This is a genomic window from Dactylosporangium sp. CA-233914 (assembly GCF_050942935.1).
Taxonomy (GTDB): Bacteria; Actinomycetota; Actinomycetes; order Mycobacteriales; family Micromonosporaceae; genus Dactylosporangium.
Map to the genome: position 1 here is coordinate 11,813,451 of NZ_CP192030.1, position 21,495 is coordinate 11,834,945.

The 21,495-nt window shown below is 70.8% G+C and carries 21 protein-coding genes and 1 pseudogene; 11 read left to right on the top strand and 11 right to left on the bottom strand.

The window, feature by feature from the left end; translation table 11 throughout:
* Positions 1-40: 40 nt before the first annotated feature.
* Positions 41-1,777, bottom strand: a complete 1,737-nt coding sequence (gene ctaD / locus ACQPY0_RS52640; protein WP_432979371.1) for an aa3-type cytochrome oxidase subunit I — start codon at positions 1,775-1,777, stop codon at positions 41-43.
* A gap of 130 nt (positions 1,778-1,907) precedes the next feature.
* Entirely contained in the window at positions 1,908-2,240 is a 333-nt protein-coding gene (locus ACQPY0_RS52645; RefSeq protein WP_432979374.1) for a hypothetical protein, read from the bottom strand.
* Between the two features lie 215 nt (positions 2,241-2,455).
* Between ACQPY0_RS52645 and ACQPY0_RS52650 the strand changes: the two genes are divergently transcribed.
* From ACQPY0_RS52650 to ACQPY0_RS52660, 3 genes are all read left to right on the top strand, one after another.
* Positions 2,456-3,502, top strand: coding sequence for a LacI family DNA-binding transcriptional regulator (locus ACQPY0_RS52650; protein WP_432979377.1), 1,047 nt, complete (start codon positions 2,456-2,458; stop codon positions 3,500-3,502).
* A gap of 185 nt (positions 3,503-3,687) precedes the next feature.
* On the top strand, positions 3,688-4,515 hold the full coding sequence (locus ACQPY0_RS52655; protein ID WP_432979380.1) for an NADP-dependent oxidoreductase: 828 nt from the start codon (positions 3,688-3,690) through the stop codon (positions 4,513-4,515).
* 137 nt (positions 4,516-4,652) lie between these two features.
* Positions 4,653-5,423 (top strand): hypothetical protein, encoded by a 771-nt coding sequence (locus ACQPY0_RS52660; protein WP_432979383.1) that lies wholly within the window; start codon positions 4,653-4,655, stop codon positions 5,421-5,423.
* Positions 5,424-5,563: 140 nt separating this feature from the next.
* Here the strand turns inward: ACQPY0_RS52660 and ACQPY0_RS52665 are convergent, their stop codons facing one another.
* Positions 5,564-5,770 (bottom strand): RNA-binding S4 domain-containing protein, encoded by a 207-nt coding sequence (locus ACQPY0_RS52665; RefSeq protein WP_432979386.1) that lies wholly within the window; start codon positions 5,768-5,770, stop codon positions 5,564-5,566.
* A gap of 314 nt (positions 5,771-6,084) precedes the next feature.
* On the opposite strand from ACQPY0_RS52665, the gene ACQPY0_RS52670 reads away from it, so the two are divergent.
* The 5 genes from ACQPY0_RS52670 to ACQPY0_RS52690 are packed head-to-tail and all read left to right on the top strand — an operon-like array spanning position 6,085 to position 9,452.
* Entirely contained in the window at positions 6,085-6,897 is an 813-nt protein-coding gene (locus tag ACQPY0_RS52670; RefSeq protein WP_432979389.1) for a M20/M25/M40 family metallo-hydrolase, read from the top strand.
* A 48-nt stretch (positions 6,898-6,945) separates the two neighbouring features.
* Positions 6,946-7,554: a response regulator transcription factor gene (locus tag ACQPY0_RS52675; protein ID WP_432979392.1), complete on the top strand. Its 609-nt coding sequence runs from the start codon at positions 6,946-6,948 to the stop codon at positions 7,552-7,554.
* Between the two features lie 44 nt (positions 7,555-7,598).
* Positions 7,599-8,261 carry a phosphotransferase gene (locus ACQPY0_RS52680; RefSeq protein ID WP_432979395.1) on the top strand — a complete coding sequence of 221 codons (663 nt, stop codon included), beginning with the start codon at positions 7,599-7,601 and terminating at the stop codon, positions 8,259-8,261.
* A 52-nt stretch (positions 8,262-8,313) separates the two neighbouring features.
* Positions 8,314-8,532 (top strand): hypothetical protein, encoded by a 219-nt coding sequence (locus ACQPY0_RS52685; protein ID WP_432979398.1) that lies wholly within the window; start codon positions 8,314-8,316, stop codon positions 8,530-8,532.
* Positions 8,533-8,588: 56 nt separating this feature from the next.
* Entirely contained in the window at positions 8,589-9,452 is an 864-nt protein-coding gene (locus tag ACQPY0_RS52690; RefSeq protein WP_432979401.1) for a dioxygenase family protein, read from the top strand.
* Here ACQPY0_RS52690 and ACQPY0_RS52695 read toward each other — a convergent pair.
* The 5 genes and pseudogenes from ACQPY0_RS52695 to ACQPY0_RS52715 form a co-directional block, all read right to left on the bottom strand.
* A complete protein-coding gene (locus ACQPY0_RS52695; protein ID WP_432979404.1) occupies positions 9,435-10,085 on the bottom strand; it encodes an MOSC domain-containing protein in 651 nt (216 codons plus the stop codon). The genes ACQPY0_RS52690 and ACQPY0_RS52695 overlap by 18 nt on opposite strands.
* A gap of 20 nt (positions 10,086-10,105) precedes the next feature.
* A complete protein-coding gene (locus ACQPY0_RS52700; RefSeq protein ID WP_432979406.1) occupies positions 10,106-10,879 on the bottom strand; it encodes a hypothetical protein in 774 nt (257 codons plus the stop codon).
* Positions 10,880-11,261: 382 nt separating this feature from the next.
* A pseudogene (locus ACQPY0_RS52705) lies at positions 11,262-12,051 on the bottom strand (IS5/IS1182 family transposase).
* Between the two features lie 1,935 nt (positions 12,052-13,986).
* A complete protein-coding gene (locus tag ACQPY0_RS52710) occupies positions 13,987-14,745 on the bottom strand; it encodes a hypothetical protein (protein ID WP_432979409.1) in 759 nt (252 codons plus the stop codon).
* Positions 14,746-14,788: 43 nt separating this feature from the next.
* Positions 14,789-15,100, bottom strand: coding sequence for a hypothetical protein (locus ACQPY0_RS52715; protein WP_432979412.1), 312 nt, complete (start codon positions 15,098-15,100; stop codon positions 14,789-14,791).
* A gap of 79 nt (positions 15,101-15,179) precedes the next feature.
* On the opposite strand from ACQPY0_RS52715, the gene ACQPY0_RS52720 reads away from it, so the two are divergent.
* Positions 15,180-15,758 (top strand): thymidine kinase, encoded by a 579-nt coding sequence (locus ACQPY0_RS52720; protein ID WP_432979415.1) that lies wholly within the window; start codon positions 15,180-15,182, stop codon positions 15,756-15,758.
* Between the two features lie 3 nt (positions 15,759-15,761).
* Here the strand turns inward: ACQPY0_RS52720 and ACQPY0_RS52725 are convergent, their stop codons facing one another.
* On the bottom strand, positions 15,762-17,990 hold the full coding sequence (locus tag ACQPY0_RS52725; RefSeq protein ID WP_432979418.1) for a putative bifunctional diguanylate cyclase/phosphodiesterase: 2,229 nt from the start codon (positions 17,988-17,990) through the stop codon (positions 15,762-15,764).
* A 96-nt stretch (positions 17,991-18,086) separates the two neighbouring features.
* Between ACQPY0_RS52725 and ACQPY0_RS52730 the strand changes: the two genes are divergently transcribed.
* Positions 18,087-18,380, top strand: coding sequence for a metal-sensitive transcriptional regulator (locus tag ACQPY0_RS52730; protein ID WP_432979421.1), 294 nt, complete (start codon positions 18,087-18,089; stop codon positions 18,378-18,380).
* 29 nt (positions 18,381-18,409) lie between these two features.
* A complete protein-coding gene (locus ACQPY0_RS52735) occupies positions 18,410-18,907 on the top strand; it encodes a hypothetical protein (protein WP_432979424.1) in 498 nt (165 codons plus the stop codon).
* Between the two features lie 107 nt (positions 18,908-19,014).
* Here the strand turns inward: ACQPY0_RS52735 and ACQPY0_RS52740 are convergent, their stop codons facing one another.
* Complete coding sequence (locus ACQPY0_RS52740; RefSeq protein ID WP_432979427.1) at positions 19,015-19,776, bottom strand: hypothetical protein; 762 nt, start codon at positions 19,774-19,776, stop codon at positions 19,015-19,017.
* Entirely contained in the window at positions 19,760-21,493 is a 1,734-nt protein-coding gene (locus tag ACQPY0_RS52745) for a hypothetical protein (protein ID WP_432979430.1), read from the bottom strand. Before ACQPY0_RS52745 ends, ACQPY0_RS52740 begins: the two co-directional genes overlap by 17 nt.
* Between the last annotated feature and the right edge of the window lie 2 nt (positions 21,494-21,495).

Here is a 21,495-nt window from a genome sequence, read left to right on the forward strand (position 1 = left end):
CGCCGAAGCGGCCGGGGGCGTTCTGCGGACGTGCTATGGGTCAGTGCTGTTCCTCGTAGGTCGCGCCGCCGTTGGCCTCGTGGCTCAGCGGGCGCGCGCCGCCGGGCGGGGGCGCCTCCAGCGAGTGGCCGGGCGCGTGTGCCGGGAAGCGGGCGTCGAACGCCGGCCGCTCCGAGCGGATGCGCGGCATGCTGTCGAAGTTGCGCAGCGGCGGCGGGCAGGACGTCGCCCACTCCAGCGACATGCCGTGGCCCCACGGGTCGTTGACCTCGACGACGCGGCCGGTCTTGTAGGACTTCCACACGTTCCAGATGAACGGCAGCGTGGACAGGCCGGTGATGAACGAACCGATCGTCGAGATCGTGTTCAGCGTGGTGAAGCCGTCGGTGGCCAGGTAGTCCGCGTAACGCCGGGGCATGCCCTGCGTGCCCAGCCAGTGCTGCACGAGGAAGGTGGTGTGGAAGCCGATCGTGGTCAGCCAGAAGTGGATCTTGCCCAGACGGTCGTCGAGCATGCGGCCGGTCATCTTCGGGAACCAGAAGTAGATGCCGGCGTACACCGCGAACACGATCGTGCCGAAGAGCACGTAGTGGAAGTGGGCGACCACGAAGTACGTGTCGGAGACGTGGAAGTCGATCGGGGGGCTCGCCAGCAGCACGCCGGAGAGGCCACCGAAGAGGAACGTCACCAGGAAGCCGATCGCGAAGAGCATCGGCGTCTCGAAGGTGATCTGGCCGCGCCACATCGTGCCGATCCAGTTGAAGAACTTCATGCCGGTCGGCACGGCGATGACGAAGCTCAGGAACGAGAAGAACGGCATGAGGACCTGACCCGTGGCGAACATGTGGTGGGCCCACACGCTCATCGACAGGGCGCCGATCGCGATCGTCGCGCCGACGAGGCCCTTGTAGCCGAAGACCGGCTTGCGGCTGAAGACCGGGATGACCTCGGTGATGATGCCGAAGAACGGCAGCGCCACGATGTAGACCTCGGGGTGGCCGAAGAACCAGAACAGGTGCTGCCAGAGCATCGCCCCGCCGGTGCCGGCGTCGTAGACGTGCGCGCCCAGGCGCCGGTCGGCCTCCAGGGCCAGCAGCGCGGCGGCCAGGATCGGGAAGACCATGATGACCAGGACGCTGGTGACCAGGATGTTCCAGGTGAACATCGGCATGCGGAACATCGTCATGCCGGGCGCGCGCAGCGTCAGGATCGTGGTGATCATGTTGACGGCGCCGAGGATCGTGCCGAGGCCGGAGAGGACCAGACCGACGATCCACAGGTCGGCGCCCACGCCGGGCGAGTTGATGATGTTGTTGAGCGGCGCATACGCGAACCAGCCGAAGTCGGCCGCGCCGCCCGGGGTGATGAAGCCGATCAGCGTGACCGTGCCACCGAACGCGTACAGCCAGTACGCGAAGGAGTTCAGCCGCGGGAACGACACGTCCGGCGCGCCGATCTGCAGCGGCGTGATGTAGTTCGCGAACGCGAAGACGATCGGCGTCGCGAAGAACAGCAGCATGATCGTGCCGTGCATCGTGAACAGCTGGTTGTACTGCTCGGGCGAGAGGAACTGCAGACCCGGCCGGGCCAGTTCGGCGCGCATGAGCAGGGCCATGAACCCGCCGATCATGAAGAACACGAACGACGTCGTCAGGTACATCAGGCCGATCTGCTTCGCATCCGTGGTGCGCAGCAGCCGAGCGAACGCCGAGCCCTTGACCGGCTTGTGCACCGGCCAGGGCCTGGTGACGATCGGCTTCGGTGCGACGGTGGTCACGAAAGGCCTCCTGTGGCTGTTGAACCAGCTGGCGAGCCAGCTCCGCGAGGCTCCGGGTGATCGGCAGTGCGATCAACACGTCACCCCGCAGGCAGAATAGTCCTCCCACCCGACGCGAAAACGCAGGGGTTCAGCTACCGCCGCCCTTGGCCCCCAGCTCGAACGTGATGGCGCCCGCCGCGATCGCGGAGAGCACCAGCAAGATGATTCCCCAGAAGATCAACCGATCGGCCGGAGTCGGACTTTTCACCACCCCGAGGAGCCGGCTCGTCAGCGGCGCCGGGGCGGGCGCCGGGGCCGCGACCACGACGGTGTCCGCATTATCCGGATTATCCGGAACCGGCGCGACCGGGACGGGCGCCGCGCTGCGGTCGCCGAGGGCCTGCAGGACGATCAGGACGCCGCCGGCGAGAACCAGCAGGACCCCGAGCACCGCGACGATCACCGCGATCCAGTCACGCATCGCTTGCCTCCCTGGGAGCTGTCTGCCCCAGCAGGCTAGAGACCCCGGCGGGCGCCCGTCGAGACCCGGCTCACGCCCCGGCGCTGAAATTTACAGTCGGAAGCCCGGTCGCGAAACCTCACGGCAATCTCGTGTTGACAGGGCAGAAACGGTGTATGACGCTCCGATATGGAAGCGCTCCCAAAATCGACGACTTGCTATCTGAGGAGGTCGCGATGTCGATTACCGCCGCTCCGGAAACGCAGGATCCCGCGCACGACCCCATGCGCGACACCGCCGAACACCCCACCCTTGCCCACGTCGCCGCCCTCGCGGGTGTTTCTTCCGCCACGGCCTCCCGCGTGCTCAACGGCTCCGCCCGCGTGTCTCCGACCGCCCGCCAGCAGGTCCGCGACGCCGTCGACCGCCTCGGCTATGTCCGCCAGCGTGCCGCCCGCGCCGTGGACCGCCGCCCCCGCAGCGTCGCCGCGGTGGTGTGCGAGCCGAACGCACGACTCTTCGCCGATCCGTTCTACTCCCGTGTGCTGGCGGGCGCCAGTGCCGCGTTCGCCGAGCACGACATGCCGATGCTGCTGGCCGCGGGCGAGCGACCCGCGTCACTGCAGCGCTACCTGTCCAGCGGGCACATCGACGGCGTGCTGCTGATCTACTGCCGCAGCAGCCACCCCCTCGTCGTCACACTGCCCGCGCTCGGGGTCCCGGTCACCCTGATCGGCCGGCCGCTGCAGGGCAGCCAGCTGTCGTACGTGGATGCCGACAACCGGGGTGGCGCCCGGCAGGCGGTGGAGTACCTGGCCCGCACGGGCCGCCGGCGCATCGTCACGATCGCCGGCCCGCCGGACGTCTCCGCGGGCGTCGACCGGCTCGCCGGGTTCCGCGAAGGCCTCGAGCGGGCGGGCCTGGACCCGGGCCCGATCGCGTACGGCGACTTCACGCGCCCGGCCGGGGTACACGCGATGACCAGGCTTCTGGATCATCGCCCGAACCTCGACGCGGTCTTCTGCGCGTCGGACCTCATGGCGGTCGGCGCCCTGCACGCCCTGCGCCAGTCCGGGCGGCGCGTACCGGAGGACGTGGCCCTGGTCGGCTTCGACGACCTGCCGCTCGCGTCGTTCACCCAGCCGCCGCTGACCACCATCAAGCAGCCGGTCGAGGAGATCGGCGCCGCGGCGGCCCGCCAACTGCTCACGCTCATGAGCGGCGAGCCGTGGGACGAGCCGTCGGTCCTGCCGACCACCCTGGTCCGCAGGCAGAGCGCCTGACGTGTCGCACGGACGCAGGCCCGGGACCTGGACTGTGGCGTCGCCGCCGTCCGGACCGGGGCCTGCGTCCCGGCGCCGCGCCGGGTGACGGCGAGGCTAACCTGTGCCGGCCTGGACCATCTCACCTCCCTCGACCTGGCCGTATCCGCCTGCACGCGGGTCCCGGAGCCGCTAGACATGGAGGCGTGAAGGCGATCAAGCTGACCGCGGACCGGACCCTCGCCCTGCAGGATCTCCCGATCCCCCGCCCGGCTCCGGACCAGGTCCTGCTCGAGGTCCGCGCGGCGGGCGTCGACCCGTCCGACCTCGATCTGGTCGAAGCCGTCCCCGGCCACGAGGTCTCGGGGGTGGTGATCGCCCGCGGCGAGGAGGTGACGGGCTTCGTGGTGGGCGACGAGGTGTACGCGTACGCCGAGGCCGCCTACGCCGAGCGCGTCACGGTCCCGGAGACCGCCGTGGCCCACAAGCCCGCCGGCCTGACCTTCGTGGAGGCCGCCGCCGTTCCCCGGGCCGCGGTGACGGCCCTGCAGGCGTTGCGCGCCGCCGGCACCGGCGAGGGCGACGTGGTCCTGATCCACGCGGCCGCGACGGGCGTCGGCCACTTCGCGGTCCAGATCGCGCGGGCCCTGGGCGCCGAACGCGTCCTGGCCATCGCGGACCTCGACGACCACGACTTCCTGCGCAACCTGGGCGCCGAGCCCATCGCCGCCGTGGCCCTGCCGGTGGACGTGGCCCTGGACCTGATCGGCGGCGAGGTGACCGCCGCGGTGCTGCACCAGGTTCTCGACCCGGCCCGCGCGATCTCGACCGCCAACCCGGCGATCACCGCGGCCGGTGGCCGCTGCGTCCTTCCCACCCAGAACACCGAGGACCTGCGCTGGCTGGCCGCGCTGGCCGACCGGGGCCAACTGCGCGTGGCGCTGCACCGCGAGCTGCCCCTGGCCGAGGCCGCGGACGCCCACCGGCTGCTCGGCACCGGCCGCGTCCGCGGCAAGCTCGTCCTGACGCTCTGAAGGCCGGCGCGGCAGAATATCGGACTTTTCGCCCGTCCGGGTATAAATCCGATAAGTCGTGGCGCGGAGCGCCCGACTTATCGGTGTCGCCACCAGGCAAAGCACGATCATGCCTGTCTCGGGGTACGTTCACCGGCATGATCGACGCCCCCGCCGACTACACCGGACGGCGCCGGGCCCACACCCAGGGATCGTTACGCATTGCGCTCGTCGCGGTACTCATCGTGTCCGCAGGCGCCTTCATCGCCCTGCGCGCCCTCCCCGGCCGTGAACCCGGCCACCAGGCGCCGTACGCGGCCGAGGACCCCGTGATCCCAGCCCTGTCGATCCGGCCGCCGAGCACCGGGTCACCGCCGCCCTCGCCGGCGTCGTCGGCGTCACCGAGCCCGGCGCCGACCGGGTCGAGCCGGCCCACGCCCACCAGGAGCCCGTCGCCCGCACCGACGACGGCGACGGTGAGCCGGGCGACGCCGTCGGGGAGCACCGGCGGTACGACATCCGGGGTCTTCGCCGTCGAAGCGGAGGCTCCCGGCAACGGCCGGTCCGGGACGATGACGGTGCGGGAGGTCCCCGGCGCTTCGGGCGGGCGCGCCGTGGGCAACGTCGGCAACGGGCGGGCGCTCGCGTTCACGGGGGTCACGGTCCCGCGGCGGGGCGAGTACCGGCTGACGATCGCCTACCTGTCCACACGGGAGCGCCGCTGCTACATCAGCGCCGGGCGGGGCTGGGTGCTGGTCACGTTCCCGGGCAGCGGCGGCCCGGACACCGTCGCGACCGTCACGGTCACCGTGCGGCTCGAGCAGGGCCGCAACACAGTCGAGGCCGGGAACACCACCGGCAGATGGTGTCCCGACCTCGACCGCATCACCGTTGCCCCCACTGACCACCCCAGCTCGGCAACGTCCTGAGCAACGTTTGGCGTGACCGTGCGCCGGTGGACCATCCAGGGAGGCTTCCGGCTTCCGGCGCCGGTCACATCTGCAATCATGGGCGCCCGAGCTGGGGATGGCCCCGGACGGCGCTGTGAAGTTCCTGAGTACCGGTGGTCTCAGGCCACTCGCAGGGTCTCGCCCAGGACCCGCACGACGTCGCCCTTGTGCAGCTGGCGGCCGCGGCGGGTGTCGACCTCGCCGTTGACGGTCACCTCGCCGTCGAGGATGAGCTCCTTGCTCTCCCCGCCGGACTCCATGACGTCGGCGAGCTTCAGGAACTGACCCAGGCGGATCATGTCGCCACGGATCTGGATGTCTCTCATCGGCGCAGCGTAGAGCAGCTACCAGGTTGCTCCCGAAAAACCGTTGCCGATGATCCACGCGGGTGGTTACCTTGGGCGTACACGGGAAAGGAGGTGGTCCAAAGTTGTGTAGCAATGGGACTCGTGAGGTGACTGTCCGCTAGTCGCCGTCCTCTGGACTCGCACTTCGCATGTCCGCCCGGATGGCGGCAGGCGAATACGAGACAGCCACCCAGCCCCCGGGGCTTTCCGGTGTAGTCCAACCGGCCCACGTATCTAGCCCGGAAACTCAGGCTAGCGCGGGAACCTCGGGGGCTGTTCCATATCCTATGATCGTGATCGAAGCGCTTCGGCTGCGCGCCCACGTGGAGGCGCTCACCGCACACGGGCCCCGATACGAGGACCTGCCCGGGGTTCCGGCCGGCCTGCGATACATCACCGACCAGCTCGGTGGCCTGGGCCTGAAGGTGCGGGTCGAGCGCTACGGCAGCGAGCTGCACCAGGTCAACCTCGTCGCCGAGATCGAGGGCGGCACCTCCGACGACGCCGTCGAGCTCTGCGCGCACTGGGACACGGTCGCGGACAGCCCCGGCGCCGACGACAACGCGAGCGGCGTGGCCGGCGTGCTGGAGGCGGCGCGGGCCCTGCGCGACGCCGACCTGCCCGCGCGCACGATCCGCTTCTGCCTCTTCGGCGGCGAGGAGGCATACTTCGACGGCAGCCTCGCCCACCAGGCCCTCATCACCCCGCGGACGGAGTCGATCGTCTTCGAGATGATCGGCTTCACCTCGCCGGTCCAGCGCTTCCCGGAGCAGCTCGAGGGCCTCGTCGAGCCGCCCGAGCACGGCGACTTCATCGCTCTGGTCTCCGACGAGCACTCGCAGGGGCTGCTGGCCCGGTTCGTCCGCCATCTGCAGGTGCCGGCGCTGCCGCTGGTCCTGCCGGACTTCGCCCGCGAGGTGGCGATGCGCAGCGACCACGTGCCGTACTGGGATGCGGGCCGTCGATCGCTGCTGGTCACCGACACGGCCGACTATCGCAACCCCCGGTACCACCGCGAGGACGACACCGCGGACAGCCTCGACTACGACTTCGCCGCCGGAGTGGTCAAGGCCGCAGTGCGAACGATCACCGAACTCGCGCAGTGATCCATGTCACCGCGCAGGCCCGCGTTCGTGGCGTGACAACATGCTCGGGTGTCCATCCGACTGCTGATCGCCGACGACCAGGCCCTCGTGCGCGGCGCGCTCGCGGCGCTGCTCGACCTGGAGGCCGACCTCACCGTCGTGGCCGAGGTCGGCCGCGGGGACGAGGTCGTCGCGGCCGCCCGCGAGCACCGCCCCGACGTCGCCCTGCTCGACGTCGAGATGCCCGGTCTCGACGGCATCGCGGCCGCCGCCGCGCTGCGCAGGGCCCTGCCCTCGTGCAAGGTGCTCATGGTGACGACGTTCGGCCGCCCCGGCTACCTGCGGCGGGCCATGGCGGCGGGCGCGTCGGGCTTCGTGGTCAAGGACACGCCCGCGAAGCAGCTCGCCGATGCCGTACGCCGCATCGCCCAGGGCCTGCGGGTCGTCGATCCGACCCTGGCCGCGGAGACGCTCGCCAGCGGCGACAGCCCCCTGACCCCGCGCGAGGCGGACGTCCTGCGCGCCGCGCGCGAGGGCGGCACGGTCGCGGACGTGGCCGGCCAGCTCGGCCTGTCGGAGGGCACGGTACGCAACCACCTCTCCGCCGCCATCGGCAAGACCGGAGCCCGAACCCGGGCCGAGGCGGTGCGCCTCGCCGACGAGAGTGGATGGCTGTAGACCTAAGGGCTGAATGATTCCGGCTGGGGACGTAGAGTCGCGGCATGACCGCACTCCTCGCCAGCGGCCGCGACGCGGACGTCTACGCACTGGACGAGCTGCGGGTCCTGCGGCGCTACCGCCGCGGGGGCGACGTCACCGCCGAGGCGGCGATGATGCGATACGTCTCGGACCACGGCTACCCGGTGCCCCGCGTCTACTCGGCCGAGGGCGCCGACCTGGTCATGGAGCGCCTCGACGGCCCGACGATGCTGCAGGCCCTGAGCGACGGCACGCTCGACCTGCACTCCGGCGCCACCGTCCTGGCCGACCTCCTCGAGCGCCTGCACAAGGTCCGCGTCCGCTCGGCCACCGACCCGGGCACGCGCATCCTGCACCTGGACCTGCACCCCGAGAATGTCGTGATGACCGAGGGCGGCCCGGTGGTCATCGACTGGCGCAACAGCACCGAGGGCCCACCCGAGCTCGACGTGGCGATGACCGCCCTGATGATCGCCACGGTCGCCGTGCTGCCCGGCCACCCCTTCGCCGAGCAGGCCGAGCCGTTCCTGGACACGCTGCTGCGCTGCACGCGGGACAACCCGCTGTCGCAACTGGAGGCGGCCGCGCACCGCTGCACGGCCGACCCGAACGTCACCGCCGAGGAGCGGGCTCACCTGGCCGAGGCGAAGCTGCTGGTCACCACCGCGGCGCGCCTGCACCACTGAATAACCCGCCCGGGGCGGCGTTGGGGTTCGGCCGCGGCCCCACGCTGGAGGCATGGAAGAACTCCTCGTCCGCCAGGTGGACATCGGCGTGGCCGACATGGACATCTCCGTAGACGACCAGCTCACCACCACCCGGGTCGTCGTCGAGCGAGCCATCGCCACCGACCGCCACGGCACCCGCGAGCGCGACCTCCTGCTGATCTACGGCGCCGCCGAGACCCGGGCCCTGGCCGAGGCGCTCAACCGCGCCGCCGACCTGGCCGCTGGCTGAGGGGCGAGCGCCGTCACCCTTGTTGAGCGCTCAACTATCGAGCTACCCTTGTGCACATGAGCGCACTGCCCCTTCTCGAAGAGCATCTCGCCGTCGCGGTGCCGGCCAGCCGCGAGCAACGGTCGTGGACGGCCGAGGACGGGGCGCTGCCCAGCCTGTACATCAGCCACGGCGCCCCGCCGCTGCTGGAGGACGGCGAGTGGATGGGCGAGCTGCGGGACTGGGCACTGAGCCTGCCCAAGCCCAAGGCCATCCTCATCGTGAGCGCGCACTGGGAGTCGGCGCCGCTGAGCGTGTCGGCGACGGCCGCGGGGACGCCGCTGGTGTACGACTTCGGCGGCTTCAAGCCGGTGTTCTACACGCTGCAGTACGAAACGCCCGACGCCACGGCGCTCGCCCAGCGGGTCGCCGCCGCGATGCCCGACTCCGAGCCGCTGCACGAGCACACCACGCGCGGGCTGGACCACGGGGCCTGGGTGCCGCTGATGGTGATGTACCCGCTGGGTGACGTACCGGTGCTGCAGCTCAGCCTGCCCACCCACGACCCGGACCGGCTGCTCGAGCTCGGCCGGCGCCTGCGCCCCCTGCGCGCGGAGGGCGTGCTCGTCATCGGCTCCGGGTTCATGACCCACGGGCTGCCGTTCCTGCGACGCGAGCACTGGACCGGGCACGGCACGCCGCCCGGGTGGTCCGCCGACTTCGACGCCTGGGCCGCCGACGCGCTCGCCCGCGGCGACGTCGACACGCTGAGCCGGTTCGCCAGCCAGGCGCCGGGCATGCCGTTCGCGCACCCGACGGTCGAGCACTACACGCCGCTCTTCGTCACCCTCGGCGCCGCGGACCGGCCCGACGCGCCGGTCAAGTCGGTCATCGACGGATACTTCATGGGGCTGTCCAAGCGCTCACTGCAGACGGCTTAGCACCTTCTCGCGGGTCGAGAACGGCAGCGCTTCCGCCGCCACGAGCCGGGGCAGCAGCTCCGGCTCGGCGGTCAGGGCCCGGAAGGTGAGCCCGATCGTGACGTCGTGCGGCGGGGAGTGCACCACCCGCACCTCGTCGCCGGCGCGCACCGACCCGGGCTGGAGCACGCGCAGATACGCCCCGGGCACCGCCCGCTGCGTGAACGTCCTGACCCAGCCCCGCTCCCCCAGCCAGCCGGCGAACGTCCGGCACGGGATGCGGGGCATGCTGACCTCCAGGACGGTCTCGGCGCCGATCAGCCAGCGCTCGCCGATGCGGGCGCCGGTGACGTCGAGCCCGGCCGTGGTCAGGTTCTCGCCGAAGACGCCGCCGGGCAGGTCCCGGCCGAGCTCCTCGGCCCAGCGGTCGAGATCCTCGCGCGCGTACGCGTAGACCGCCTGATCCGGCCCGCCGTGATTGCGCGTGTCGCAGACGCGGTCGCCGGCGACCCCGGTCGGCTCGGTCCCGCGGGGCCCCGGCACGGTGATCGCCACCGACCCCTCGACCGGCCGCTTGTCGATGCCGGTCATCGGCACGTCGGAGTGCGCGGTCGGGGCCGGCGTGCCGACGTTGACGGAGATCAGGTAGGCCACACCGGCCAACGTAGCCGATCTCAGGCGTGGATGAGCGCCAGATCCTCGCCCGCCCGGATGCCGGGGCCGCCGATCGTGCTCACCTCACCGCCGGGGCCGGCGTGCACGACCCGGGCGCCGGCGAGGTATCGCACGCTCACGTTCTCCGCGAAGTTCCGCCCGTTCGCCAGCCCGCCCGCGGCCATGATCGTGCCGATGTCGACGCCCCAGACGCGGTGCCCCTCGTGGCCGTCGCGGAAGAGCACGGCCACGTCGCCGCTGAGATACGCGTCATAGACGATCCGCACCCCGAGATCCATCCGCAGCGCGAGCAGCTCGTCACCCGCCGCGCCGCCGGCCAGATCCGCGCTGCACGATTCGATCGTGTCCGCGCCCCAGGCGTGCGAATACGAAAGGCGCTGCCCGCCCGGGATCTCGATGTCGTACCCCACGTGCTCCCCCGCCACCACCCCGCTGATCGGCGACCACAGATGCGCCGCCGTGACGGTCAGCCGCGCGCCGTCGCCGATCGCCTGCGCAACGGGCTCGGACCCGACCCCGGTGACGGACGCGCTCGCCACGCGCAGCGTCGTGGCGACCGGCGCCCAGCCGTGCGTGCTGTGCAGGAGACCGTCAAGCTGTACCCGATCCGGCGCCCGCCCCAGGCACGCAGCCACGGCCTCGGCGAGCCCTTCGTCACCGAGCCCGAACAGCTCCACCTCGGACGCGCTCGTCGTATGCCGGTCGACGCCGTGGGCGTTGACGCTGGACGACGCATAACAGAGCCCCGCAACGATCGACAGCTCGATGCCCATGACCAGCCTCCGAGATCACGCAACGTTACGCTCAGATTACAGCTAGTCAAAGCCGCCTGACCTCGAATTGCCGCCCCTTCCCGGCACGGCAACCGCCCGGCTCGCGCGCAGCTTCGCTCCGCCCCAGCCCGAACTCGCCGCCAAGTGCGCCCAACGGCGCCCGCCAACAGCCCCGCGACCCGCAGCCGCCGGCGGCGCCGCCAGGCGCGCCACGGCAGGTCCCGGACCAGCACCGGCGACGCGGTCAGCCATCCGAGTCCGGCCGGTCGGCGGTCGTCCCGAAGCCCCCAAACCGGCTCATCAAGCATCCAGGCCCGAGGCTTAGAGGCCGCGCAGATAGGTCAAGATCATGGGCGGGGCGTTTGTCCTACCGGTACGGGGTTCACGTCTGCCGGATCGGGCTATGTGGCGTGGTGATGGTGTCGGCGAGGTCAAGGAACGCGTTGATGACGCCGTGCTGTGCGTTGGTAGCAGCGTTGCAGGCGGTTGGTGGTGTTGTGCGGGGAGTTCGTGCGCTCGACGTGCCATCTCCGGCTCGCCTGGGTGGGTGCTTTGTCGCCTTGCTGGGTGATTTCGCCGTTCAGGGTTCGGGCAGCCGGAACCTCGCGGGTGACCGCCGAGTCGTAGCCGGTGTCCCAGATGCGCCGTCACCTGCTCGGGCAGCGGACCGAACGCGTCGAGTGTGTCGAGGGTTGGCCCCAGCAGCAGTGGTGGATCGTGTCGGTTCGCGCCGGCCGGGACCCGGTCCTGGGGGATCCCTGTACCCGCGACCGTGTTGGGGCGTTTTATCCCATGTTTGCCCCGGTCGGCCGGGGGCCGGCCGGGGACCTCACCGCCGCCGGAAGCTTTGGTGATGCATCCGTCCACGGCGATGTCCTCCCGGACCAGGCTGACAATCCGGTCGTAAGCCCCAAAACGATCATGTTGAGTTGTTTGAACACACTCAAAGCGATCCACTCGTCACGCCGGTTCCGGATCGTCGTCGCCGAACAACTCCTGTCCGCGATCGACTCGTACGAACATCCGAACCGCAACACCTGCAACAACTTCTCGAACACCAACCGATCCGCCACCCGCGGACGGTGATAGCCCAGCGGATGCAAGGGATGCACCACCGGCCATAAATTGAGACGAGCGGAGCCGCAACGCACTGCTGCACCTTCTTGCACCAGCGCAGCTTCACGCCACCCATTATGAGGGACACGGTCAACGCACGCGCCTCGTGCGTCGTCGTCGTTCTTGAGGCGCTCGGAAATGCTGGTCGGTGGTCCGCTGGGATAGGGCTGGACGGATTTCGTGCGTGACATTTCCCGGGAACAGTTCTCATGTGCCGGCAGGCGCTGATACTCGCCGGTATTACTTCGCGGTGTCGTGTCGGCGGGCCGGCGCGGATTCTCCCGGGCGTGCCCGCGCCGCGCCGACGGGCCGGCGGGATGGCACTGATGCGGTGGGGGCGGGTGGGCGCTGCAAGGCGGGGCCGGGTTGACCGGCGCCATGCGTCGGGTGCGGCACTGCGGTGTGGTCGTCCGAGCCGGTATCGATCGCGGGGCGGTCCGGGCCGCGCGGACGCTTCGGCCGGCGGCGGTGTTTCGGCCGCTGGCGGTGTTTCGGCCGGTGGCGTGCCGAGGCCCTGTCCTTGGCCGGCGGTGCTGAGGTCCTGGCTGGGGCCTTGGTCGGCGGCCGCGCCGTGGCCGTGGCCATGCGCGGTGCCGGGGTTGTGGCTGGGCCATGCCGGGGTCGTGCGCGGCGCCGAGGCCGGGGCGAGGGTCGTGGCCGTGCGTGGCGCCGAGGTCGGGGCCGTGGCGGGAGCCGGGGCCGTGGCGGGAGCCGGGGCCGTGGCGGGAGCCGGGGCCGTGGCGGGAGCCGGGGCCGTGGCGGGAGCCGGGGCCGTGGCGGGAGCCGGGGCCGTGGCGGGAGCCGGGGCCGTGGCGGGAGCCGGGGCCGTGGCGGGAGCCGGGGCCGTGGCGGGAGCCGGGGCCGTGGCGGGAGCCGGGGCCGTGGCTGGTTCGTTCACTGAGTTTTCCCGGCCGTCGGCAGCCACGCTTGCCGGCGGGGTGCTCGCGCGTATTCGGCGGAGTTTCTCGGCGTGTCGTTGAGCGAGACCCCACGCGCGATGCCGAGCATGTTCCCGACGAAACTCCTCATTCGCCGCAGAATAACGACGCGACCTGGTCCGGTCACGCATGGCAGCCAATTCAGACTTGCAAAACAATTGCAGCTGCCCCATGCATTCATTCTCCCAGAATCCAGCCCGACCCACCGCCCCGCACGGCCGACGAAAAAGTCAAATAGTGCACGCACACACCGCGTCGAGGCTTGCCACCCAACGCGACGGAAGCTGGATCGTCAGCCACGAACATGCCGAATACACGGGCACCCGATCACGGCCCCGGGTCACTGCGGTACTTCACCCCGGCGTCGTGGCGCTTGACGCAGAAAAGCCGGACCGAAGGCAGACAACAAGACGGCTCGACAACACCGACGCCCCCGCCGTAGCGGGCCTCATCGAACGCTGCCCATGTGAGGTCAACAGATCGTCGGCCCAGTCCCGGAGGACATCGCCGTGGACGGATGCATCACCAAGGCTCCCGGCGGCGGTGAGGTCCCCGGCCGCCCCCGGCCGACCAGGGCAAACATGGGATAAAACGCCCCAACACGGTCGAGGGTACAGGGATCCCTCAGGACTGAGCCCAGCCGGCGCGAACCGACACGATCCACCACTGCCGCTGGGGCCAACCCCCGACACACCAGACGCGTCCGATCCGCCGCCCCGGCAGGTGACGGCGCATCTGGGACACCGGCGACGACTCGGCGGCCACCCACGAGGTTCCGGCTGCCCGAACCCCGGACGGCGAAACCACCCATAACGGCGACAAAGCGCCCACCAGGCGAGCCGGAGATGGCACGTCGAGCGCACGAACTCCCCGCACAACACCACCAACCGCCTGCAACGCTGCTACCAACGCACAGCACGGCGTCATCAACACGTTCCTTGACCTCGCCGACACCATCACCACGCCACATAGCCCGATCCAGCAGACGTGAACCCTGCACCGGTAGGACAAACGCCCCGCCCATGATCTTGACCTATCTGCGCGGCCTCTAAGCTAAGACCGGGCCGGTGCGGTCTGGAACGACGGCGCCGACCGCTCAGGTGCCACCGCCGTGGCCTTGCGCAGCCGTAGCGCCGCGTCGAACGCCTCGTCGTCCAGGCTGCGCTTCGCCGCGGCCGCGAGGTCGGCCGCGTTCGCGGTCTGGCGCTCGATCTCGGACGCCTCCTGGTAGGCGTGGAACTTGCGGTCCCGGATCACCCTGCGCAGCATGAGCTGCTGGGCGAACGGGTGGGCGGTGGGGTCCCAGCCGTTGCGGTGCATGAGGGCGTCGGCCAGGCCGGCCGCCGAGATCTCCCCGCGGTCGTGGGCCGCGTTGACCATGCGGACCAGGTGCGCCCGGCGGATCTGCGGGTCGTCTTCGGTCAGCGGGAAGGCGTTCGCGCGCTGGAGGCGGTGCACGGCCTGCTCGGCCTCCTCGTAGGCGCGCCAGGCCGCCTCCTGGGTGCGCTGGGCGGCCTCCCACTCGGCACGCCGGCGGTCGGCCATGACGGTGGTGCGCTCGGCGGCGACGGTGACCTCCGCGCAGTACCGCTGCAGCTCCAGCAGTTCCTTCGCGGTGCGTTCGACCTTCGCCTGCTTCTCGCGCACGGCCTCGGGGTCGCGGATCGCCTTGCGCAGCCGGCTCCACCAGGACGGACCGCCGGAGCCGCGGCGGGAGACGAAGGACATGGCCAGGAACGCGATGATGACGGCGGCGAGCAGGGCCAGCCAGATGGCCAGGGCTTCCTGCATGCCGTGCGAGAAGTTCTGCATGGCGGGCACCTCGGAGGGGACGAGACCGGTCGGGGAGAGTCGTCTACACGGGGTGCGCGGGAGGGGCCCGGCCGGTGACCGCGCCGGCGTGGCGGCCGGCGGGCAGCGGCTGGGCGAGCGCGGCGAAGCCGGGGGCGGCCGCCGGCACGACGCGAGCGGTCTCGGTCTCCTCCACAGCGGACTCAGCCTGCGGAGCGGCGCCGGGGGCGCTCAAGGAGACGGGCGCGGGGCGCGCGGGCTCTACTGTGGACGGCAGCGCGGGGGTGAAGCCGGCGCCGAGAACGATGGCGCAGATCGCCGTCGCGAGTCGTCGCACACCACGCCGCAGTCGGCTGGACGGCGCGACGACCTGCATACATCAAACATGCCCGCTCCGGGCGCAGGTCGCAACCGGGGGTGAAAATTCCTACAGAACCAAGCGGTACCTTGTCGCGGTGGATCTGACCGTCATTCTCGGGCCGATGAAGAGCGGCAAGTCGCTGGAGCTGGTGAGCCTGCTCTCCCCGCTGCAGTACACCGACGCCCGGCACCGCGTGTTCCAGAGCGCCCGGCACGTGCGCGACGCCGGGGTCGTCTCGCGCAGCGGTGCGGCGCTGGCGACCGTCAAGGCGACCTCGCTCGCCACGGCACTGGACGAGGATCTCGACGTGGTCGGCATCGACGAGGTTCACATGTTCGCGCTGCCGGACATGGATGTCGTACGGCGGCTGCTGGAGCGGGGCACGCGGGTCGTCGCGGCCGGCATCGACCTGGACCACCGCGGCGAGCTGTTCGCGCCGGTGCGGGCGCTGCTGGAGCTCGGGCCGGCGAGCGTGACCTACCGGCGCGCGGTGTGCGACCGGTGCCGCTCGTTCTCCGCGGTCTACACGCAGGTGCTGGAGCACGGCGAGCCGATGATCCGGCGGCTGGCGCCGTCGACCGCGCTGCCGGACGACGGCACGTACACGTACGAGGCCCGCTGCCGCATCTGCGTCGTGCTGCCGCAGCGCGACACCGCGGCGCTGACCGCGTAGCCGTCAGGCCGCGGCCGGCTCGAGCGCGAACTGGGGGTTGGCGACGGGGCGGCCGAAGTGGTAGCCCTGCGCGTAACGGTACCCCAGCCGGTAGAGCTCCCGGGCCTGCTCGGCGGTCTCGACACCCTCGGCGATCGCGTCCAGGTTGAGCCCGTCGCTGACGTTGATGAGCGCGGTGGCGATGACGGCGTGCCGCCCGGCCATCGTGACGTTGTCGACGAAGGACTTGTCGACCTTGAGGATGTCCACGGGGCACGTCTGGAGCAGGCCCAGCGACGAGTGCCCGGTGCCGAAGTCGTCCAGGGCGATCCGCACGCCCAGCCGGTGTATGGCGTCCAGGGCCTCGATCGCCCGCCCGCCGCCGAACACCGCGGTCTCGGTGACCTCGATCGCCAGGCGCTCGGCGGGCAGCCCGGTCGCCGCGAGTACCGCCGCGACCACCTCGGCGAAGTCCGGCTCCGCGAGCTGGCGCGCCGAGACGTTGACGCTGACCTTGCCCGGCGCGGCGGGGCCGAGGGTCGCCATCCAGGTCGCCGCCTGCGAGCACGCCTCGAGCAGGATCCACGCGCCGAGCTCGACGATCTGCCCGTTGCGCTCGGCGACGGGGATGAACTCGGCCGGGCTCATGAACCCCAGCTCCGGGTGGTGCCAGCGGATCAGCGCCTCCACGCCGGCGACGTCCCCGCGGGGAAGGGCGACGATCGGCTGGTACACCAGCTGGAACTGCCCCTCGTCCAGGGCCTCGCGCAGCTGCGCGCCGAGCCGGGCGTGCTCGGCGGCGCGCTGGTCGAACTCCGGCCGGAAGCGCTCCTGGCTCGACTTGCCCTCCTTCGCCGCGTACATCGCCACGTCGGCCCGGCGCAGCAGCTCGAACGGGTCCCGGGTGCCGTCCGCGTCGGCCACGCCGATGCCGGCCCGCACGAGCAGGTGGTGCTCACCGGCGAAGACGGGCTCCTCCAGGGTCGCGGCCAGCTCGCCGACCAGGGCGTCGGCCGCGGGCCGGCCGGTGTCGGGCATCAGGACCGCGAACTCGTCCCCGCCGAGGCGCGCCACCACGTCGCCGGGGCGCAGCGCCCCGGTGAGCCGCTTGCCGACCGCGGCCAGCAGCTGGTCGCCGACGGCGTGCCCGAGCCCGTCGTTGATCCGCTTGAAGTCGTCGAGGTCGACGAACGCGACCTGCGGGTGCCCGCCGCGGTCGAGGTCGTCGCGGATCAGCTCCTCCAGCAGCCGCCGGTTCGGCAGGCCGGTGAGGTCGTCGCGCATCGCGAGGTCGCTGAGCTGGTCGGCCTGCGACTGCACCTGCCCGACCAGCCCGGCCATCCGGACCACGACGAGCAGGAACAGCACGACGGCGACCACGCCGATGGCGAACCAGTCGATCGTGTGCGAGCCGGCCAGGCCCTCGCCCAGCAGCAGTAGCGGCGCGATGAGGGAGCTGATCGCCAGCACGGCCAGCCGCCCGCGCGACAGCGTCGCCGCGGCCACCCCCGCCGGCTCGGTGAGCGTGCGCATCGACGGGTGCAGGGCGGCCCCGCCGAGCGCGACGTAGGACAAGAGCCATCCGACCTGGACCAGCCCGTTCGGTACCGATGAGGAGGTCGACAGCACCGAGAAGCTCACGTCGGTGGCGAACATCAGCACCATGCTCGCGACGAGCAGGCTGTAGCTCGGCGTGCGGGCGGCCCGCCCGGTGAGCAGCCGCGCGAGCAGCACCAGCAGGACCACGTCGGCGATCGGCGAGCACAGCGAGAAGGTCCGGTGCAGCACGGAGACGTTCTCGGCCTCGGCGAGCGGGCGCATCACGAACACCCAGAAGAGCAGCGCGCCGCCGCTGGCCGCGATGCCGGCGTCGACCAGACCGGCCTTGTCGCGGCCGTGGGCGCGCAGCAGCCGCCCGAGGCCGATGCCGAGCGGCACGTACGCGCCGAGGTAGAACACGTCGGCGACGGACGGGTACGGGACCGTTCCGTTCTGGTGGTAGTAGATGCCGTACGTCACGTCGCCGAGCGCCCAGGCCGCCAGCCCGGCGGCCAGCAGGTACCAGACGTCGGGCCGGGCCGGCCGGTGCCGCCGGACGCCGAGCAGCACCATGATCACGGAGGCGAAGCCGACGATCTCGTATCCGAGGTTGGCGGCGTACGAGAACGGGGGCAGCAGCGGGTACACGGCGACCGCGAGACCGCCCACCAGTAACCAGACAATCCAGTATCGCCTGGCCAGCCACTCTCCCACGGCGTGGTTATCGGCAGCGCCCGGTCCGGGGTTGAGCATTTTGCGCCCGTTTTATACCCCCTGGGGGTTCCAGGTCGCGCGGGTATGCTGGTGCGTATGACTGCCCCGGTAACGCGCGGCTACACCGCGACCAAGGACCAGCTCCAGAGCCGCCTGCGCCGCATCGAGGGCCAGGTCCGCGGCGTGGAGAAGATGGTCGACGAGGACCGGTACTGCATCGACGTCCTGACCCAGATCAGCGCGATCCAGGCCGCCCTGGACAAGGTCGCCCTGGGCCTGCTCGACGGCCACACCCGCCACTGCATGCACCACGGCGCCGAGGAGGGCAAGGGCGACGAGATGGCCACGGAGATGATGGCCGCGGTCGGCCGCCTGCTCCGCCGCGGCTGATCGATCGACGCTGCCTTACCCTCGTGGCCGTGACCGACTACGCGTTCGTACGGCAGACCGACGGCTTCACGTGCGGCCCGACGGTCGCCCTGGTGGCCTCGGCCGCCCTGGACCCCGCCTACGGCGCCACGGTCACCGACCCGGGCGAGGAGCAGCACCGCATCCACGCGGCCGCCAACCGCCTGTGGCCGCGTAAACTGGGCACGACGCCGTGGGGCGTCGCCGCGGTCATCTCGGCGCACACCGAGGCGCTCGGCGTCCGATACGGCTGGCGCCCCTTCCGCGGCGACCTCCGCCCGGCCCTGGCCGCCGTCGAGTGCGACTGGCCGGTGGCGATGCTGATCGGCAACGCGATACCGCGCCACTGGGTGCTGCTGGTCGGGCACGCGGACGGCGAACTGCGCTGCTTCAACCCGGCCCGCGGCACGGTGAGCACGGTGACGGTCGACGACGTCCGGGCGCGGCGCCTCGAACCCCTCGGCTTCCCGCGGGCCTTCGCCCTGGTCCTCCCCCGCCGCCCGGCCTGAACCGGCACCGCCTTGCCCGCCGATATGCCGGGCGCCGCGGGTCAGCATCGCCACCCCGTGCTACTCCAGCGACGAGCCCCGCTGACCGCGCTGTCGACCAAGGTTCGCTAATCGGAGCGCGGCGTGGAGGCCAGCCGGTATCGCTGCGCCCACTGGAGGTAGGCATAAGCGCGACGCCGGATGTCGATGGCCAGCACGTCGTCCCGCACGAGGTCGAGTAGCTCACCCTGGACCGCGGCGCGAAGACCGGGCTCCCTCGCCAGCCTCAGGCCGACGTCGATCAGAACCTCGTTGTGCGACCTGAGCAGGGCCGCCAGGAGTTTACCCGCGTACGGACCACTCTGCAGTTCCTCCCGGATGAGGCGGAACTGCTGCACGTACTGGTCGAGAACGTAGTTCATCAGCACGCTGTGCATCTGGTCCTGGCTCGAGTCGGAGCGGACGTCGCGAAGGGCGTCGGTCACCTCGATGAACTGCTGCCAGTCGAGCAGTCTGGAGATCTTGCCGGCCATCGACTGCGACGCGCCCTTCGGCTCGCCCGAAACAGCGCCGGCCTCGGATCCCTCGAACTCCAGTGACAACTCTTCCCGGCCCGAGTAGCGCCGGCCGATCTGGGCGATGAGTTCCCGGACCTCGTCGCCCATGTCGTACAGGAACTGGACCGATTTCTTCGGCATTTTGAAGGCGAGCACTGCCGAGGCGTCGTGGTCCAGGACCGTGTCCAGGTCCACGCCGACCGACAGCCGACCCCGTTCGACGTCGAGTGTCAGCGAGACCGCCGCGGGCTGCTCGACACTGTCGGCCCCGGCCGCCGCGACCGACTGCTGGGGATCTGACGAACTCGGCCGGGACTCAGCCCGTGCTTCCATCGTCTTCATCCTCCTCAGGCCGTTTGGTGATCGGTCCGAGGTCCACCTCGTGGTCGCCCGCGTTCGCTTGCACCGCAACGGGCTGGATCTCGAGGTCGAAATCCGGCGCCAGGTCCTTGGTGATGGAACGGTACCGCTGGTCGATGTCGGCCCACATCTGTACCAGATTCACCGCCCGCCGGTTGCCCGGGTCCGTCCCGGCCTCGTTCGCCGCCCTTACCGACCGGCCCAGTTCCTGGGACCACAGGTCCAGCGCTTCGGCGAGCATGTCCGCGGCGAACCCGTTGTACGTCGCGACATCGGAGATCATCCGTTGCGCCAGCGGACTCAACACATCCATGTCGACGGAGCCGAGGCACGCGGTCGTCTCGGCCATCAGCCAGTTCAGCAGACTGGTCTCCCTGAAGTAGCTGCCGGCCGCGTGCCATTCCAGGTGGATGTGATCGTTGCGAGGGAACTTGCGCTTTGTCTGCGACGGCACCTCCACCGGGCAGAACAGCGTGATCCGCAGACCCGGCTCCGCCTGCAGCCCCGGTGCCGCGCTCCACCGGGCCACCAGGGTGAGGAAGCCCGGTATCCAATCCTCGTCCTGGTGGAGTCCGGTGAGAACGCCGACGATGTGTGCGTGTTCGACCTGGGCGGCCTGCAGCGCGATGTACCGCCCGAGCTCCACCATCTCCGGGCCCTCGCGGTAGAAGCAGGGCTCACCCTTGCGGGACAGCTCGTGGTAAAGCCATGCGCCTGCCCTCAACCGTTCGCCGACGCCCTCGATCCCGCAGATCGTGATTCGCCGTTCCGGGGCTTCCGAGGTGAAGGTGGTGAGGACCTCCGCGTCGAGCAACGGGCGCGCGGGGGCCATCGACGCGAGCGGCCCAGCCTCGCGCGGCTCGACATCGGCGGCACCAACCAGTTTGTCGACTGCCTCGTCACGCAGCTTCAGCGCCGCTGACAACTCGAGCAGAATGCCGGCGGTGGCCGTGACCTCCCCCTCGATCGAGGTCCGCTTGAACGGGTTCCGGCTGCCTCGGTCGACCACCGTGTACGCGCCCAGGGCGTGGACCTCGAGACTGCTCCGGTCGGGGCAGATCAGGTTGAACGGCACGTTGAGCGCGCACCAGCCCCAGCAGTAGACGCGGTCGAAGTGGCTCAGAAACCGGTGCAGCCCCTCCACCATTTTCTGCCGGTGGTCTTCGCGGAAGCCGTAGCTGTTCGGCTCGAAGCCACCGAGAAGGTGCTCCCCGCCATCGACGAACACCGCATCCGTCGAGTACGGGCCATAGCCGGCCTCGACGACCTCGGGCCTGAACCGCGCGCACTCGAGGCGGGTCATCGGCGCGATGCGATCGATCGCGCGATACAGCACCTCGGTCGGATCCGTAGCGATGATCGAACACAGATAGCCCTGCTTCACCAGCAGCGCGAGGGCCTGGATGGCCTCCAGGTCGGGCTGTCGACCGGGCCGGGTCCCGACGTGGGTACGAAGGAACTTCTGCTTCTCGCGTTGCGGCAGGTTGGACCAGCGGTTCAGGATCCGCTCCGCGTACAGATGTGAGGGGACGAAGGCATCCTTGCTGAGCAGCTCGGCCACCAGCTCGTCCTGGGTCGAATGGCCGACGAGCGCCTGACTGGCCTCGAATCCGATGACGATCGCGTTCTTCTCGTCACGGCTGAGCGATGCCTCGAGAGTCTCGACGAGGTCCTGCAGTCCGGTGTCCATCG

Coding starts and splice junctions, on each gene's coding strand:
- ACQPY0_RS52645 (WP_432979374.1), bottom strand. CDS start 2,240: ATGCGTGACTGGATCGCGGTGATCGTCGCGGTGCTCGGGGTCCTGCTG.
- ACQPY0_RS52650 (WP_432979377.1), top strand. CDS start 2,456: ATGTCGATTACCGCCGCTCCGGAAACGCAGGATCCCGCGCACGACCCC.
- ACQPY0_RS52660 (WP_432979383.1), top strand. CDS start 4,653: ATGATCGACGCCCCCGCCGACTACACCGGACGGCGCCGGGCCCACACC.
- ACQPY0_RS52665 (WP_432979386.1), bottom strand. CDS start 5,770: ATGAGAGACATCCAGATCCGTGGCGACATGATCCGCCTGGGTCAGTTC.
- ACQPY0_RS52680 (WP_432979395.1), top strand. CDS start 7,599: ATGACCGCACTCCTCGCCAGCGGCCGCGACGCGGACGTCTACGCACTG.
- ACQPY0_RS52685 (WP_432979398.1), top strand. CDS start 8,314: ATGGAAGAACTCCTCGTCCGCCAGGTGGACATCGGCGTGGCCGACATG.
- ACQPY0_RS52690 (WP_432979401.1), top strand. CDS start 8,589: ATGAGCGCACTGCCCCTTCTCGAAGAGCATCTCGCCGTCGCGGTGCCG.
- ACQPY0_RS52700 (WP_432979406.1), bottom strand. CDS start 10,879: ATGGGCATCGAGCTGTCGATCGTTGCGGGGCTCTGTTATGCGTCGTCC.
- ACQPY0_RS52710 (WP_432979409.1), bottom strand. CDS start 14,745: ATGCAGAACTTCTCGCACGGCATGCAGGAAGCCCTGGCCATCTGGCTG.
- ACQPY0_RS52715 (WP_432979412.1), bottom strand. CDS start 15,100: ATGCAGGTCGTCGCGCCGTCCAGCCGACTGCGGCGTGGTGTGCGACGA.
- ACQPY0_RS52730 (WP_432979421.1), top strand. CDS start 18,087: ATGACTGCCCCGGTAACGCGCGGCTACACCGCGACCAAGGACCAGCTC.
- ACQPY0_RS52740 (WP_432979427.1), bottom strand. CDS start 19,776: ATGGAAGCACGGGCTGAGTCCCGGCCGAGTTCGTCAGATCCCCAGCAG.
- ACQPY0_RS52745 (WP_432979430.1), bottom strand. CDS start 21,493: ATGGACACCGGACTGCAGGACCTCGTCGAGACTCTCGAGGCATCGCTC.